The sequence below is a fragment of the Fictibacillus gelatini DSM 15865 genome (genome assembly GCF_000430745.1).
Taxonomy (GTDB): domain Bacteria; phylum Bacillota; class Bacilli; order Bacillales; family Fictibacillaceae; genus Fictibacillus_A; species Fictibacillus_A gelatini.
The window spans coordinates 1-16,465 of sequence record NZ_AUMP01000002.1 but is presented as its reverse complement, the minus strand read 5'-3'; the positions used below and the strand labels follow the sequence as shown (position 1 = coordinate 16,465).

17 protein-coding genes are annotated in these 16,465 nt (G+C 40.1%); 14 read left to right on the top strand and 3 right to left on the bottom strand.

Annotated features, from left to right (window positions below; translation table 11 throughout):
• Window positions 1-85: 85 nt before the first annotated feature.
• From rpoD to H538_RS0103095, 6 genes are all read left to right on the top strand, one after another.
• Window positions 86-1,204, top strand: a complete 1,119-nt coding sequence (gene rpoD, locus H538_RS0103120; RefSeq protein ID WP_026676336.1) for an RNA polymerase sigma factor RpoD — start codon at window positions 86-88, stop codon at window positions 1,202-1,204.
• 227 nt (window positions 1,205-1,431) lie between these two features.
• The gene (locus H538_RS0103115) at window positions 1,432-2,574 is read left to right on the top strand and encodes an acyl-CoA dehydrogenase (RefSeq protein ID WP_026676335.1); all 1,143 of its coding nucleotides are present in this window, start codon (window positions 1,432-1,434) and stop codon (window positions 2,572-2,574) included.
• 30 nt (window positions 2,575-2,604) lie between these two features.
• Window positions 2,605-4,221 carry an AMP-binding protein gene (locus H538_RS0103110; protein WP_026676334.1) on the top strand — a complete coding sequence of 539 codons (1,617 nt, stop codon included), beginning with the start codon at window positions 2,605-2,607 and terminating at the stop codon, window positions 4,219-4,221.
• A gap of 227 nt (window positions 4,222-4,448) precedes the next feature.
• Window positions 4,449-4,802 (top strand): cytochrome c550, encoded by a 354-nt coding sequence (gene cccA / locus H538_RS0103105; RefSeq protein WP_026676333.1) that lies wholly within the window; start codon window positions 4,449-4,451, stop codon window positions 4,800-4,802.
• 74 nt (window positions 4,803-4,876) lie between these two features.
• On the top strand, window positions 4,877-5,584 hold the full coding sequence (locus H538_RS0103100) for a tRNA (adenine(22)-N(1))-methyltransferase (protein WP_026676332.1): 708 nt from the start codon (window positions 4,877-4,879) through the stop codon (window positions 5,582-5,584).
• Entirely contained in the window at window positions 5,577-6,698 is a 1,122-nt protein-coding gene (locus H538_RS0103095) for a Nif3-like dinuclear metal center hexameric protein (protein WP_026676331.1), read from the top strand. The genes H538_RS0103100 and H538_RS0103095 overlap by 8 nt, the downstream gene beginning before the upstream one ends.
• Window positions 6,699-6,708: 10 nt before the next feature.
• Here H538_RS0103095 and H538_RS0103090 read toward each other — a convergent pair whose 3' ends face one another.
• Both H538_RS0103090 and vrrA read right to left on the bottom strand, forming a co-directional pair.
• Window positions 6,709-7,653, bottom strand: a complete 945-nt coding sequence (locus H538_RS0103090) for a 4-hydroxy-3-methylbut-2-enyl diphosphate reductase (protein WP_026676330.1) — start codon at window positions 7,651-7,653, stop codon at window positions 6,709-6,711.
• 110 nt (window positions 7,654-7,763) lie between these two features.
• A complete protein-coding gene (vrrA, locus tag H538_RS24980; RefSeq protein ID WP_026676329.1) occupies window positions 7,764-8,450 on the bottom strand; it encodes a VrrA/YqfQ family protein in 687 nt (228 codons plus the stop codon).
• 194 nt (window positions 8,451-8,644) lie between these two features.
• Here vrrA and H538_RS0103080 point away from each other — a divergent pair, with 194 nt between their 5' ends.
• Both H538_RS0103080 and H538_RS0103075 read left to right on the top strand, forming a co-directional pair.
• Complete coding sequence (locus H538_RS0103080) at window positions 8,645-9,925, top strand: DEAD/DEAH box helicase (RefSeq protein WP_035349978.1); 1,281 nt, start codon at window positions 8,645-8,647, stop codon at window positions 9,923-9,925.
• A gap of 24 nt (window positions 9,926-9,949) precedes the next feature.
• Window positions 9,950-10,843, top strand: coding sequence for a deoxyribonuclease IV (locus tag H538_RS0103075; protein ID WP_026676327.1), 894 nt, complete (start codon window positions 9,950-9,952; stop codon window positions 10,841-10,843).
• Between the two features lie 39 nt (window positions 10,844-10,882).
• Here H538_RS0103075 and H538_RS22970 read toward each other — a convergent pair whose 3' ends face one another.
• The gene (locus H538_RS22970) at window positions 10,883-11,140 is read right to left on the bottom strand and encodes a DUF2624 family protein (protein ID WP_051291238.1); all 258 of its coding nucleotides are present in this window, start codon (window positions 11,138-11,140) and stop codon (window positions 10,883-10,885) included.
• Window positions 11,141-11,297: 157 nt separating this feature from the next.
• Between H538_RS22970 and H538_RS0103065 the strand changes: the two genes are divergently transcribed.
• From H538_RS0103065 to H538_RS0103040, 6 genes are all read left to right on the top strand, one after another.
• Entirely contained in the window at window positions 11,298-12,164 is an 867-nt protein-coding gene (locus H538_RS0103065) for a YitT family protein (protein WP_026676326.1), read from the top strand.
• 107 nt (window positions 12,165-12,271) lie between these two features.
• A complete protein-coding gene (locus H538_RS0103060; protein ID WP_026676325.1) occupies window positions 12,272-13,036 on the top strand; it encodes a metal ABC transporter ATP-binding protein in 765 nt (254 codons plus the stop codon).
• Window positions 13,037-13,051: 15 nt separating this feature from the next.
• Window positions 13,052-13,900, top strand: a complete 849-nt coding sequence (locus tag H538_RS0103055; RefSeq protein ID WP_026676324.1) for a metal ABC transporter permease — start codon at window positions 13,052-13,054, stop codon at window positions 13,898-13,900.
• A 19-nt stretch (window positions 13,901-13,919) separates the two neighbouring features.
• Window positions 13,920-14,333, top strand: a complete 414-nt coding sequence (locus H538_RS0103050; protein ID WP_026676323.1) for a Fur family transcriptional regulator — start codon at window positions 13,920-13,922, stop codon at window positions 14,331-14,333.
• Between the two features lie 180 nt (window positions 14,334-14,513).
• Complete coding sequence (locus H538_RS22965; RefSeq protein WP_051291236.1) at window positions 14,514-14,891, top strand: hypothetical protein; 378 nt, start codon at window positions 14,514-14,516, stop codon at window positions 14,889-14,891.
• A 127-nt stretch (window positions 14,892-15,018) separates the two neighbouring features.
• Window positions 15,019-16,374 carry an IS1182 family transposase gene (locus H538_RS0103040; protein ID WP_026676322.1) on the top strand — a complete coding sequence of 452 codons (1,356 nt, stop codon included), beginning with the start codon at window positions 15,019-15,021 and terminating at the stop codon, window positions 16,372-16,374.
• The last annotated feature ends 91 nt before the right edge of the window (window positions 16,375-16,465 follow it).

The window sequence follows — 16,465 nt, the reverse complement described above, 5'->3', positions numbered from 1 at the left end:
GTGCTCGATAAGGCAGAGTTTAAAAATCTTTTAACGTTTATAAGGTTTATAATTTGTTGGTTGAAGTGTGGAAGGAGGGGATCGAATGGCTGAGAAACCGAACCGTGAAAAAACGGAAGGCGAATTAACCATCGATCAAGTTAAAGAACAATTAATCGAAACAGGAAAAAGACGAGGTGCACTCACTTATTCAGATGTGACAAACAAATTAGCGCCGTTTGATCAAGATTCTGAGCAAATGGACGAATTTTTTCATTACCTTGAAGAACAGGGCATTGAAGTTATTGACGAGCCGGATGACGATGAAGAGCCGAAATTTGAAGAAAAAGACGAAGAAGAATTCGACCTTAACGACCTTAGTGTACCGCCCGGTGTTAAAATCAACGATCCGGTAAGAATGTATTTAAAAGAAATCGGACGGGTTGATCTTCTCTCTGCAGAAGAAGAAATTGAATTGGCGAAACGGATCGAAGAAGGCGATGAAGAAGCGAAGCGCCGATTGACCGAAGCCAACTTAAGGCTTGTCGTCAGCATCGCCAAACGTTACGTAGGGCGGGGCATGTTGTTTCTTGATTTGATCCAGGAAGGAAATATGGGCTTAATTAAAGCCGTTGAAAAGTTCGATTATGATAAAGGGTTTAAATTCAGCACATATGCAACATGGTGGATTCGCCAGGCGATAACAAGAGCGATTGCTGACCAGGCGAGAACCATTCGTATTCCAGTTCATATGGTCGAAACGATCAATAAATTAATTCGAGTTCAACGTCAACTCCTTCAAGATCTAGGGCGTGATCCATCACCTGAAGAAATTGGAGCGGAAATGGACTTATCGCCAGACAAGGTAAGGGAAATCCTTAAAATTGCTCAAGAACCTGTATCGCTTGAAACACCAATTGGTGAAGAAGATGATTCCCATCTTGGTGACTTTATTGAAGACCAGGATGCGCTTGCCCCTTCTGAAGCTGCAGCATATGAATTGTTAAAAGAACAGCTTGAAGATGTTCTGGATACGTTAACGGACAGGGAAGAAAATGTGCTCAGACTCCGCTTTGGACTTGATGACGGCAGAACGCGAACGCTCGAAGAAGTAGGAAAAGTGTTTGGAGTAACGAGAGAGCGTATTCGCCAAATTGAAGCAAAAGCATTGCGGAAATTACGCCATCCTAGCCGAAGCAAGCGTCTGAAAGACTTCCTTGAATAATTGTTGAAAAATAAGTCTGCCTTTTGAGCAGGCTTATTTTTTTATGTCTAAGTTCCTTTAGTAACTTTCGTCTTTGTATATATTTTACTGATTCTTTTTCTGTAATGCAAATGGCCTTCTAAAAAAAGCTTATTAGAATAAAAATATTGTAAAAATTCAGCCTTTAACTCTATAATAAACTTGAAAGCGTATACAAACAATATTTTTTTTACAAAAAGGAGGTCAATATGAATTTTGCTTTAACGGATGAACAATTGATGATCCAGAAGATGATTCGCGAGTTTGCAGAAGAAGTAGTAGCCCCCGATGCAGAAAAACGGGATAAGGAGAAAAGGTTTCCGAAAGAAGTGTTTCATAAACTATCCGAATTAGGGATGATGGGGCTTCCTTTTCCTGAAGAATACGGAGGAGCCGGGGCTGATACCGTTAGTTTTGCAATTGTTGTCGAAGAACTGAGCCGTGCCTGCGGATCTACAGGCATTACATACGCGGCACATATTTCTCTCGGCGGTGCTCCTTTGAATATGTTTGGCACAAAAGAGCAGAAAGAAAAGTATCTCGTTCCGATTTGTACCGGGGAATCACTTGGAGCATTTGGATTAACGGAAGCGGGGGCGGGATCTGACGCCGGCGGTACGGAAACAACGGCAGTGCAGGAAGCGGGTGATTGGGTCATTAACGGAAGCAAATGTTTCATCACAAACGCAAGTTATGCAAAGCATGTGGCCTTAACAGCTATTACAGGACGGAATGGCGGAAAAAAAGAAATAAGCGCCATTATTGTTCCAACCGATACGAAAGGATTTTCCGTTCTGGATAACTATGAAAAAATGGGACTTCATGCCTCCAATACGACAGAACTTGTTTTGGAAGATGTCAGGGTGCCCGCAGACCATCTTCTCGGCAAACGGGGCGAGGGCTTCAAACAATTTTTAGTGACGCTTGATGGGGGAAGGATCGGAATCGGTGCAATGGCGGTTGGGATCGCCCAGGCGGCCTATGAAAAAGCGATTCAGTATGCAAAGGAACGAAAACAATTCGGCCGTCCGATTTCCAACTTCCAGGCGATTCAATTTAAACTGGCGGATATGGCGATGAAAATTGAACTGGCAAGAATGATGGTTTATAAGGCAGCATGGTTGAAGGATTCGGGCAAGAAGTTTTCAAAGGAAGCCTCTATGGCGAAGTTGTTTGCTTCTGAAGCATGTACATCTATTTGTTCAGACGCTGTTCAAATTCATGGGGGGAACGGCTATATGAGAGACTACCATGTTGAACGTTATTATCGAGATGCGAAGCTATTAGAAATCGGAGAAGGAACATCGGAAGTTCAGCGAATGGTTATTGCGAGAGAAATTGGCTGCCGATAATAAAAAAATTGTTCCAGGTAGAGGTGAACTATGGGGGATCTATGGAATAAAACGGTTGGCGAATGTTTAAAAGAGCAAGTTCAAAAGTATGGCGGACAAGAGGCGGTTGTATATAGCAGCTTAAATTTACGGTACACGTATAAAGCGTTTTATGATATGACAACAAAAGTGGCAAAAGGACTGTTGGCGTTAGGTATACAAAAAGGGGATCATATCGCGGTGTGGGCGACCAATGTTCCGGAATGGCTCCTTTTGCAATTTGGATCGGCCAGAATTGGCGCCGTTCTCGTCACGGTAAATACAAATTACCAATCTTCAGAGTTGCACTATTTATTAAATCAATCGGATACGAAAGCATTATTTTTAATCGAAGGCTACCGTAATACTTCCTATGTAAAGATCGCTCTAGAAACAAAGGAGCAGGCTGAGAGGTTCCCGTATCTCGAACATTTAATCTATCTTGGAAAAGGTGCGCCTGAAGGAATGCTCGGTTGGGAAGAGATGCTCAAGAAAGGGGAACAGCTTTCGGATGATGAGCTCATGCAATATGAGAAAACCCTTCATCCTGATGATGTCATTAACATGCAATATACATCAGGGACAACCGGCTTTCCAAAAGGGGTAATGCTCACACATAACAACATTGTAAACAATGCCCATCAAATAGCCGAAGCTATGAACTTAACAAATGACGACCGACTATGCATTCCTGTACCTTTTTTTCACTGCTTCGGCTGCGTGCTCGGAGTGCTGGCGGCCGTTTCAGTCGGGGCGACGGTAGTTCCTCTCGTTCAATTTGATCCGGAAGAAGTGCTTGAAACCGTACAGCGTGAAAAATGTACAGCGCTCCACGGTGTTCCAACGATGTTTATCGCCGAATTAAATCATCCAAGATTCAACGAATTTGACCTATCTACATTAAGAACGGGGATCATGGCAGGATCTCCTTGCCCGATCGAAGTGATGAAAAAAGTTATTCATTTAATGGGAATGGCGGAAGTTACAATTGCTTACGGACAGACGGAATCGTCTCCTGTCATTACGCAAACACGAACGGATGACCCAATTGAACGAAAAGTAGAAACAGTTGGCAGAAAACATCCAAATGTCGAAGTGAAAATTATTGATCCTGTTACCGGAAAAGAAGTTCCCTTTGATGTACAAGGAGAACTTTGTACACGAGGCTATCATGTCATGAAGGGCTATTATAAAATGCCGGAAAGCACAGAAGAAGCAATTGATCAGGACGGTTGGCTTCACACCGGTGACCTTGCAACAATGGATAAGGAAGGTTATATAAAAATAACAGGACGGCTGAAGGATATGATTATCCGCGGAGGAGAAAATGTGTATCCGAGGGAAGTGGAAGAATTTTTGTACACTCATCCTGATATTCTCGACGTGCAAGTCATTGGGGTTCCAGATCCGAAATATGGGGAAAAAGTAGCCGCCTGCATTCGCTTAAAAGAAGGCGCCAATTTAGAAAAAGAAGCAATTAGAGATTTTTGCAAAGGTCAAATCGCAAATTTTAAAATTCCTGAATACATCTTTTTCGTTAATGAATATCCGATGACAGCTTCAGGGAAAATTCAAAAATATAAGCTCAGGGAAAGTGCCAAAAAGTGGGTAGAAGAAATTAATGTTTAATTGAAAATACCGCCAAGAATGGCGGTATTTTTTCCATTCAATAGGAAAGGATAATGATAGCAGATAGATTTTCTGGGAAATGATAGAATGTTGTGACAAAACGAGTAAAAATCGTCTTGCCTCTTTTCTTTGAAACTTATTTCAGATACAATAGGAAATGGATTATATTTTACATAACCAGAGCAAAAGAGAATCAGCAAAGTGTGACAGTTGAAGGAGGAAATAAGATGAAACGTAATCCGCTTGTGCCTTTTTATGTAATCGCAATAATAGGAATTGTTGCCATTATTTCGGTATCCGGTTGGGGAATCCATAATAAAAATGAGGCACAAAAAGCAAAAGAAAAAGCGGCATTAAATCCGGAAACAATTGTTAAGAAAAATTGTACTTCATGCCATGGACAAAATTTGGAAGGTGCAGTCGGACCTAACTTACAACACATCGGAAAAGAGCTGTCAAAAGATGATATTTTAAATACCATTAAAAACGGTAAAAAAGGTGCAAAAGGGCAAATGCCTGCCGGTGTAATCCAGGGGGATGAAGCGAACATTGTGGCTGACTGGCTCTCAAAGAAAAAATAAGAGAGAAAGCTTTCTGTTTATTTCGACAGAAAGCTTTTTTATTCAATACATTATTAAAATTCAGGTGAAGAAAAATGAATGTTGAAAAACTATCATTACGTTTGGAAAAAGTGGCGAAATATGTTCTTGATCACTCGATTGTTGCTGATATTGGATCGGACCATGCGTATTTGCCATGTTACCTTGCCGTAAATAAGCGAATAAAAGGTGCCATTGCAGGCGAAATCAATGAAGGTCCGTATCAATCGGCTAAAAAGCAAGTGGAAGAATCGGGACTCGAACATGTCATTACTGTTCGAAAAGGAAACGGTCTTGCGGTTATTTCCGCAAATGAGGCAGAGGTCATTACCATTTGCGGAATGGGTGGACAATTAATCGCCACTATCCTTGAAGAAGGAAAAGAAAAGCTCGAGGGTGTAAAACGTCTGATTCTACAGCCAAATGTTGGATCAGAGTCGGTAAGAAAATGGCTGTTAAAAGAAAATTGGATTTTAGTTACGGAAGAAATATTAAAAGAAGACGGAAAAATTTATGAAGTTCTTGTGGCCGATCGAACCGGGGTACAGCCTTATAGCGGAAATCCTACATATGAGTTACTGTTAGGACCATATTTATTAAAAGAAAAAAGTGACGTTTTTCGCGAAAAATGGCTTGGAGAAATTGCCCAATGGACTAACATTTTAAAGCAAATGAAGAAAAGCGGTTCACCAGGGGTGGGGTTGAAAATCGCAGAGTTGAAAGAAAAAATAGAAACAGTAAAGGAGTTGATTAATTATGGTTAAACCAGCGAATGGACAATGGATCATATCAATTATGGAAAAGTTTGCGCCAAAATCATTGGCTGAAGAAGGAGACCCGATCGGACTACAAGTTGGAACATTAAATAAGCCGGTCAAAAAAGTGATGATTGCGCTAGATGTGCTGGAGACTGTCGTTGATGAAGCGATCGAAAAGGGTGTCGATCTCATTATTGCACATCATCCGATGATTTATCGCCCGTTAAAGCGGATTGATACGTCCCGTTCGCAGGGGAGGGTCATTGAAAAGTTAATCAAAAATGATATAACGGTTTATGCTGCCCATACAAACCTTGATGTTGCTCAAGGGGGGGTTAATGATTGGCTGGCTGAAGCATTAAAGCTTACCAATACGACTGTATTAAAGCCAACGACCATGGCTAAATATATAAAACTTGCTGTATTCGTTCCAAAAAGCCATGTGGACAAAGTGAGAGATGCGATTAGCTCCGCGGGTGCCGGCCATATCGGAAATTACAGCCACTGTACATTTAATTCAAGCGGGCTAGGAACTTTTAAACCTTTAGAAGGCACGAATCCGTATATTGGCAAACTAGGGGAATTAGAAATCGTAGATGAGGTAAAGATTGAAACAATTGTCCCTGAAGCATTAAAAAAAGCTGTTATTTCGGAAATGCTTCACGCACACCCATATGAAGAAGTAGCTTACGATGTATACCCACTTGAAAATGAAGGGGAGTTTCTCGGAATTGGTAAAATCGGCCAATTGGAGAAAGCGATGACACTTGAAGAATTCGTTCAGCATGTGAAAAACAGTCTTCATGTAAACGCGTTAAGGGTAATCAAAGGACACAATCGCCCGATTCAAAAAGTAGCCGTTGTCGGAGGAGATGGAAATAAATTCATATCAGCCGCTCAATTCAAAGGAGCCGATGTCCTTGTTACAGGTGATATTTATTACCATAATGCACATGATGCACAGGCAGAAGGGTTAACGATTATTGATCCAGGGCATAACATCGAGAAAATCATGAAAAAAGGATTGCAACAAGTCATCGCCCAATCTGTAAAAGAAAAAAAATACGATACGGAAGTCATTTGTTCTGAAGTCAATACTGATCCATTTATGTTTATGTAAAAAATCCCCTTTATAGGGGATTTTTTACTTTAGGTAAAATTCGATCAAGGCTTACTTTACGTTCGCGTTTCCATGTGGATGGATCATTTTCATCATATTGGGTAAGAAATTGAATAACTTCTTTTGTGATCGGTGTTGGGGTTGATGCACCGGATGTCACTCCGACTTTTTGAACTCCTTTTAACCAATCGAGCTCAATTTCTGTAACATCTGCAATACGATACGCTTTTGTTCCGGCAATTTCTTCAGAAACTTGTGCTAGCCGGTTCGAATTATTACTTCTCGGGTCTCCTACAACAATGACAAGATCACAGTCTTTTGCCTGCTCAGCTACCGCTTCCTGGCGAACCTGTGTGGCTAAACAAATTTCTTTATGAACTTCGGCATGTGGATATTTCTTCAAAAGCTGTTTAATAATTTCTGCAACATCCCATTGGCTCATAGTCGTTTGGTTCGTGATTAAAATTTTCTCGCTAGTAATTTTAAGATGATCAATATCTTCAGGTTTCTCAATTAAATGCACAATCTCCGGAGCGATGCCGATTGCTCCTTCAGGTTCGGGGTGGCCCTTTTTCCCGATATAAATGACTTCATACCCTTCACGTTCTTTTTCACGGATAAGGTCATGTGTCTTCGTCACGTCAGGACATGTTGCATCAATTTCATACAATCCTTTTTCATGGGCGATTCTTCTCACTTCGGGTGAAACCCCATGTGCGGTATAAATAACTGTTCCGGAATCAATGTTTTTGATTAAGTCAAGCCGGCTTTCGCCATCAAGTGTAATAATTCCCTCTTCATTGAAGGCTTCGGTCACATGCTTATTATGGACAATCATACCCAATATATAGATAGGTCTTGGTAAAGTCGGATTTTTCGCTGCCTGTCTTGCGAGTACCATGGCGTCAACGACACCGTAACAATAGCCCCGAGGAGATATTTTGATGACTTCCATTATGATCTCTCCCTTATAGTGAAAACTTTTCGTACGATATAAATTTATGGTTTACTTATGCATCTTCACTTCATTATAAAGGAGAGAGAGGTTGAACACAATGAATGAGATTATATATAGAGCTTCGGACGGGGCTGAGATTTTTCAATTATTCCTTTTGCTTCGATTTTACGTGATAAAGAGGGTGCTTTATATCCTTTAGGACCCGTGATTTTCATTAATTCATTTTCATCACTTTTTTGAAATTCCTTATTTTTATTCTCGTCTTTAATGTTGCTTGTTTTTTTGCGTTTTTTATGCGTTACAATGTTTGTATCCGGCAAGCTTTTCCTCTTCGTTTGCTTCGTTTGGATCGTTTCCTCATTGATAGAAATTGACTCATTTAAATTTTTATTTTTTTCAGGCCGGCTACGATTGATTTTTTCTTTTAGTTTTTCTTTAAAAGATAGACTCTCTTCAGCTTTTGGACCGTCGCTTTGACTTTCACTTTCTTTTTCTTTTGGCATAAAACTTGTTAGGCCGTTTTGGAATTTTTTCACTAAATTCGGCAAGTTTTTTACTGCAGGTCCATACTGTCTGAACATTGGCCCCATTGTTTCAGCCACTTGAAGCATTTTTTGGACATTTTCAAGCACCGTCATAATATTGACAGGAGCTCTTGCAGCACCCCCTGTCCCGATTAATCCGGGGGCACGGGCGAAATTAGTAAGTCCGCCAGTTCGTGCGGGAAACATTTGCCCTGGAGGAAAAGAATTAGGTGCTCTCATTTGTGGGCCGGGTGAAGGAAATGGATTCATCTTGCATAACCCTCCTTTCGAAAAAAATACTCTCATTTAAGGATATGAAAAATCAGGCTAAAGGTGTGTCTTTCATTTGGGAATGGGTATTTACCTGGTTCAATCGGTCAAAAATATTATTCATAGCTTATTTTTACTACTTCCTCTATAATACTTAAAGGAGCAGCACAACAAGAAAACAGGTGATAAAGAAAATGAGTAGTCCTTTTGAACGATTAAATATATCGGATTTTTTAATTAAAGCGCTGGAAAAACAAAATTTTAAAAAACCGACTGAAATTCAGGAAAGGGTAATTCCCGGTGCGATTAATGGCCACGATATAATCGGACAATCACAAACCGGATCGGGAAAAACATTGGCCTTTTTGCTTCCGGTCATTCACCGGGTTGACCCTTCAAAAGATGAAATACAGGCGATTATTACAGCGCCGACTCGTGAACTAGCGCGGCAAATTTATCAAGAATATGAAAAGCTGGCACAATATTTCCCGGAAGATCAATATGTAAGGGCCAAGACAGTAGTTGGTGGTACGGACAGGAAACGAATGGTGGACAAGTTGAAAAATGTCCCGCATGTGTTGATCGGAACCCCCGGCCGCATTAAAGACATGGTCATAAACGAAGGTATCAATGTTTATACCGCTACTGCTTTAGTCGTGGATGAAGCCGATCAAATGCTTGATATGGGCTTTATTGAAGATGTTGACCAGGTGGCAGCCCGAATGGCAGCTAATCTGCAAATGCTTGTTTTTTCTGCTACGATACCTGAAAAATTGCAGCCATTCTTGCGTAAATATATGGAAAATCCACGTTACGTGCATGTAAATCCGGAACAAGTGACGGCACAGGACATTAAACATGTACTCATTCCAACGAAGCACCAGGATAAAACGAAACTTCTGATTAAAGTAGCAAAAGCGTATAATCCGTACCTGGCAATTATTTTTGTAAACACGAAAAAGACAGCCGATGAGGTGGCGGATGCAATGCTTGCCGAAGGAATGAATGTTGAACGCCTGCATGGGGATGTGCCGCCAAGAGAACGAAAGAACATTATGAAACGGGTCCAAAATGCGGAGTTCCAATATCTTGTCGCGACCGATCTTGCCGCAAGAGGCATTGACATTAAAGGAATCAGCCATATTATTAATTATGAATTACCCAGAGATCTAGACTTTTACATTCATCGAACGGGCCGTACAGGACGTGCGGGGATGTCGGGAATTGCGGCTACCCTGTTTGAGCCTTCGGATCAATTAGCCATCCAAAAGCTTAAAAGCTGCAACATTCATTTTGTACTGGAAGAGCTAAGAGGCGGTGAATGGGTAGAAATAAAAACGCGGACGAGAAAAAACGCATCCAATCGCGAGAAAGGGATTGTTCTCCCAAAACCAAAGAAAGTAAAGCCCGGCTATAAGAAGAAATTGTTAGAAGAGAAAAAGAAATTGGCGAAAAAACGTAAAGGTTTTAAATAGAATTTTGGGGGAGAGGGGATTAATATGCTTAAATTAGGTTCACATGTATCAATGAGCGGTAAAAAAATGCTTCTTGGAGCTAGCGAGGAAGCCGCATCATACGGTGCCAACACATTTATGATTTATACCGGAGCGCCGCAAAACACAAGACGCAAGGCAATTGAAGATTTAAATATTGAAGCTGGAATCCAGCATATGAAAGAACATGGGATGGTCGATATTGTTGTGCATGCACCTTACATCATTAATATCGGCAACTCTGTAAAACCTGAAACGTTTCAATTGGGTGTCGATTTTCTTCGTTCAGAGATTGAACGGACAGCGGCAATCGGGGCAAAACAAATCGTCCTGCATCCCGGAGCCCACGTTGGTGCAGGATGCGAAGAGGGAATTAAGAAAATCATTGAAGGATTAAATGAAGTATTAACGCCTGATCAAGATGTTCAAATTGCATTGGAAACGATGGCTGGAAAAGGCTCGGAATGCGGAAGGTCGTTTGAAGAATTAGCAGCCATTATTGATGGCGTTACACATAATGAGAAATTGTCAATCTGTTTTGATACGTGCCACACACACGATGCAGGTTATGACATTGTTAATGATTTTGATGGCGTGTTAAATGAATTTGATAAAATTATCGGCATTGATCGGATCAAAGTTCTTCATATTAATGATAGTAAAAACGAGCGGGGAGCGGCCAAAGACCGCCATGAAAATATCGGGTTTGGAAAAATCGGCTTTGAAGCATTAAATTATATTGTGCATCATCCGCAATTAATGGAGCTACCGAAAATTCTTGAAACGCCTTATGTCGGTACAGATAAAAATAACAAAAAGCCGCCTTATAAACTTGAAATTGAAATGTTGAAAAATAAAACATTTGATGAAAGCCTTCAGGAAAAATTGCTAACGGTTTAAAGAAAGAGCCGAAGTGAACGTTCACTTCGGCTTTCCCTGTTAATTTAAGTAGTTGTCAATTAAATATTGCACCATGTTCGCTTTTTCTCTGCTAACCTCTCTAGCGATCGTCTCAACAATCATTTTTCGTTGTGTTACATTTTTAACATCTATTTTTTGTCTTCTTAAGATGGCCACTACTTTTTGTGCCTCTGCCTGCGTAATGTGGACATTATATTGTGCTGCCAGATTCATCAATTCCTGTGGAGTCAAACTATTAATTTTTTGGTTTAAAAAATGAAGTGTTATTGGATTCATTTTATAATAACCTCCCATCTTCCATATCATATGAAGGAGCCCAGAGAATGTGAACTTAAAAAATCACTGTTTTGCAAGGACGGAGCACCGGGAAAGGAATTGATTAGTGTTTTATGTCATAATGGATAGAGAAGCTAACTTTACGAGGGGGACTAGAATGACAAAAAAACAACATAAAAAAGAAAGTCTTTCGCATTTGATTTATCGTTTCATTATGATATTGCTAGGTGCAGCGCTTGCGGCTGTCGCTATCGAACTTTTTTTAATTCCAAATAAAATCATTGATGGTGGAATTATCGGCATTTCCCTCATATTGGATTATTTAACACCTCTAAACTTCGGAATTCTCGTTTTCCTTCTGAATTTACCGTTTGTTCTTTCGGGCTATAAACAAATTGGAAAAACGTTTGTCATTTCGTCATTATTCGGCATCCTTTGTCTTGCTGTTATCGAAACGTTTTTACATGGCGTTCAACCGTTTACCGATCAGCCTGTACTTGCTACCGTGTTCGGCGGACTGCTTTTAGGAGCGGGCGTCGGAATTGTTATCCGACATGGCGGAGCAATGGATGGGACGGAAATGCTCGGCATTATGTTGACGAAAAAAATTCCATTTTCCATCGGCGAGTTTGTTATGTTTATCAACATTTTCATTTTTGCCTGGGCGGGGTTCGTGTTTGGTTCAGAACATGCAATGTATTCAGTCATGACGTATTATATTGCCTTTAAAACGATTGATACTGTTATTCAGGGGCTTGATGAAACGAAGGCTGTTCTTATCGTGTCAGACCATTATGAAGAAATTTCAAGTGGCATACTTGACCGTCTCGGCCGGGGAACAACGAAGCTAAAAGGAAAGGGCGGCTATACGGATGAAGAGAAAGAGGTGATTTATGCTGTTGTAACCCGCCTTGAAGTGACAAAATTAAAAAATATTGTGTATGAAATTGATAGCAATGCATTTATTACGATTATGAATACACAAGAAACGAGAGGGGCAAAGTTCAAATCCCCAATCCATTAGCGTATCTATTATGGATACGCTTCTTTTATTTACAATAGGGTCAGCGTAATGTATACTAAATGCGGAATATAAATCGTAATTATTACTATTTATTGTTGGAGGAATATATGAAAGGAAAAGAAGAGGCAGCCATTTCAATAAGAAACCTTTCGTATCATTATGGTGAGCGAAATGTGCTTGAAAATATATCATTAACTGTGCAAAAGGGGGCATTTTTAGGGCTGGTTGGTCCAAACGGTTCCGGAAAATCAACCTTGATTAAATGTATTCTTGGCTTTCTTAAGCCGCAAGAAGGAAGCATTTTTTTGTTTGGCGAAAAGGTGGAGCGGTTTAAGGAATGGAATAAAATAGGGTACGTTTCACAAAAAGCTAACAGTTTTAATACGGCGTTTCCGGCAACCGTATTCGAAGTCGTATCGATGGGTCTCGTGGGCAAACTCGGGCTTTTTCGCTTTTTTAAAAAACAGGATAAAGAAAAAGTAATGAAGGCGATTGAAGCGGTAGGGATGGAAGAGTTTGCCCGCCGTAACATTGGAGAATTATCAGGCGGTCAACAACAACGTGTTTTTATTGCAAGAGCGCTTGTAAGTGACCCTGAGCTCTTGATTTTGGATGAGCCGACAGTTGGTGTCGATGCACAATCGGCAACTGATTTTTACGGTATGCTAAAAACTTTGAACGAAGAGCGGCATATGTCGCTGCTTCTAGTGACCCATGATGTCGGGGTTATGAGCGACTACGTAACGGATGTTGCCTGTTTGAATCAAACCATTCATTTTCATGGAAATAAAGAAGAATTTAAGAAAAACAAAGAAGAAGGATTATCCGGCGTTTACGGGCACCATGTTCATGTTTTAAACCATCAACATTAAGCGAGGTCATTTTGAATGGATTTACCGTTTTTAAAATATACGTTTTTACAAAATGCTTTTTTAACCGGTGTAATGATTGGTCTTTTGGCACCTATTCTCGGCGTCTTTATTGTCGTAAGAAAACAATCGCTAATTGCCGATGCGCTTTCCCATATTTCATTGGCTGGGATTGCAGCAAATTTAATGCTTGGAAAAAAATATTCATTTTTTGACGGATTGAACCCCATTTATATGGGAATGTTCTTTTCGGTCGCCGGTTCATTATGTATAGAAAAATTGCGAAAGGTATACAAACATTTTGAAGAGTTGGCGATTCCGATTATTATGTCAGCTGGAATCGGGTTAAGCGTCATTTTTATTTCGATTGCACAGGGATTCAATACAGATTTGTTTAATTATTTATTTGGGAATGTTCTTGCGGTTAAGCAATCGGATGTTATAACGATCTTTTTCATATTGATCGCCGTTGTGCTTGTGATCTTTTTATTATATAAGGAGCTATTTGTCTTATCGTTTGATGAAGAGCAGGCTGTTGTATCTGGAATAAAGGGGAAATGGATTCAATTCGCATTTATTGTAATGGTCGCTCTAGTTATTGCCGCTTCTATGAAAATTGTCGGGATCTTGCTTGTTTCTTCACTAATGACATTACCAGTTGCTGCAAGCATCCGGATTGCGACAGGATTTAAACAAACCTTTTTTATTGCTGTTTTGTTTGGCGAAATAGAAGTAATTGGAGGATTAATTTCTTCGTATTACCTCGATTTAGCCCCTGGTGGAACGATTGTCATTCTCGGCGTGTTGATCTTACTGCTATCAATTTTATGGAAAAAAAGAAAAGTAACAAGAAGATTATCACATTAACCGTTTGGAGGATACCTTCATGGATGTTTTGCGCGCGATCAAATTGCTAAAAGAGGAAGGCTATAAATATACAGATAAACGAAAACATATGTTGCAGTTATTTGCAGATGAAAAAAGATATTTATCGGCGAGAGAGGTGCAGGAGTTTTTAAAGACGAATTTCCCTGGTTTAAGCTTTGACACAATCTACAGGAATTTATCCATTTTTGTTGATCTTGGGATATTGGAAGAAACTGAACTCGATGGGGAAAAGAAATTTCGATATACTTGCCCCTCAGGAAAGCATCACCATCACCTGATTTGCTTGAAATGCGGGAAGACGAAAGAAATTGATGCATGCCCGATGGAAAAAGTGACGACCGATTTGTCCGAATTTCAAATTACCGGCCATAAATTTGAAATTTACGGGTATTGCAGCCAGTGCACCGCATAAAAAAACCGGATTCTCAACGTAAGGAGAATCCGGTTTTTTTTATTTATTTATACTGATTTCAGATCGAACTGCCAACAATGCCCACCTTTACCGGTGAAAAGATGGTCATTGTTTTTATGAAAAGGAGATATATCGGTCATACTAAAAACGCTCCTTATTCTTGGAAAGAGAGGGATCTACATGGCTGATGATACTCGAGATTTAAACCGCAATGAAGATGAGAGAACAAACGATTATCGCGAGGAAACGGCGGCTGAAGTTGTACCGCTTACTGGAACAACATGGGATAGAGTAAATGACCGCCGGGAAGAGCGAGAAGAAAATATAGAAAGAAATGAAGTTGAAGATCGGGAAGAAGTTGGAGGAAGAGGACTTGGAGTATTTTCAATTATTGCTTCGATAGCGTCCCTTTTCTTTTTACCCGTCATATTAGGTGCAACAGGGATTATACTCGGATTTTTTGCTGTAGGCCGAGGAGCGCGTACTTCTGGATGGTGGGGCATTGGCATTGGAATTGCCTCTATCGTTATTTCCTTATTGTTTGCACCTTTCTTTTAACACACAAGGAGCAAAAAAACGGGACATTTTGTCCCGTTTCAGCTTGTAGACAAAGTCCATAATGTGGACTATGTCTACAAGCTTTTTTTATAATTAAAGTAGAATTTTCTTTGTGGGGGTTAGGTAGATGTTATCAAAGCGAAAGGAAAATAATCGTCATCAAATTGAAATGGTGGCTCTAGATGAATTGGTACCAGAGGATCATCTGGTTCGAAAAGTGGAACAAGCCATTAACTTTGATTTTATTTATCAACTAGTCGAGGATAAATATTCACTTGATAATGGCAGACCAAGTATAGATCCCGTTGTTCTCATTAAAATGGTGTTTGTGCAATACTTGTTTGGGATTCGTTCCATGAGGCAAACCATTAAGGAGATTGAAACCAATTTAGCTTATCGTTGGTTTTTAGGCTACGGATTCACAGAGAAGATCCCCCATTTTTCAACGTTCGGTAAAAACTATGAGCGACGCTTCAAGGATACGGATCTGTTTGAACGAATCTTTTATCGAATCCTAAAGGAAGCGATGGATAAAAAATTAGTCGATCCATCCGTAGCCTTCATTGACTCTACACACGTGAAGGCAAGTGCCAACAAAAAGAAATATGATAAAAAAGTGGTTCGAGTGGAAGCGAAAAGTTACCAAAAACAACTCGAACTTGAGATTAATGCTGATCGGGAAGCACATGGAAAAAAGGAATTTCCCCTACAAGATAAAGAAGAGACGAAAGAGGTCAAGGTAAGTAAGACGGACCCTGACAGTGGTTACTATGTGAAAGATGAACGTGAAAAACTTTTTGCTTATTCTGTTCATACGGCGAGTGATTCAAAAGGTTTCATTTTAGGAACCAAGGTAACGGGTGCCAATGTTCATGATAGTTGTATGTTGGATACGTTGTTGAATGAAGTGATAGAAAAGGTCGGAAAGCCGACAGCCGTTGCCGTAGATGCCGGATATAAAACCCCTTTTATCGCGAAGTATTTGATGGATCAAGAGATAAGACCCGTAATGCCGTATACGAGACCTCGCACAAAAGATGGTTACTTTAAAAAGCATGAGTATGTCTATGACGAATATTATGATTGTTACATTTGTCCGGAACAACAGGTTTTACCTTATAGAACCACTACCAGAGATGGATATAAACAGTACGCCTCTGACCCTGAAATCTGTAAGAATTGTCCATTTTTAGACAAGTGCACCCAAAGTAAAAATCATCAAAAATTAATTCATCGACATCTTTGGGAAGAGTACATAGAAGAATGTGATCATTTAAGACATACACCTGAAAATAAATATATCTATGCCAAACGTAAAGAAACGATTGAGCGGGTCTTTGCGGATGCAAAGGAGAAGCATGGCATGCGTTGGACAACCCTAAGGGGGCTTAAAAAATTGTCGATGCAGGCGATGCTTACTTTCGCTGCCATGAATCTTAAGAAGATGGCATGCTGGACGTGGAAGAAGCCATGTCCAGCATAAGATGACTACAGAAAAAACGTCAAAAGTGATGAAAAAAACAAACCCGTTCTAAAATCAAAGATTTAAAAACGGGTTTGTCAACAGTCTGAAA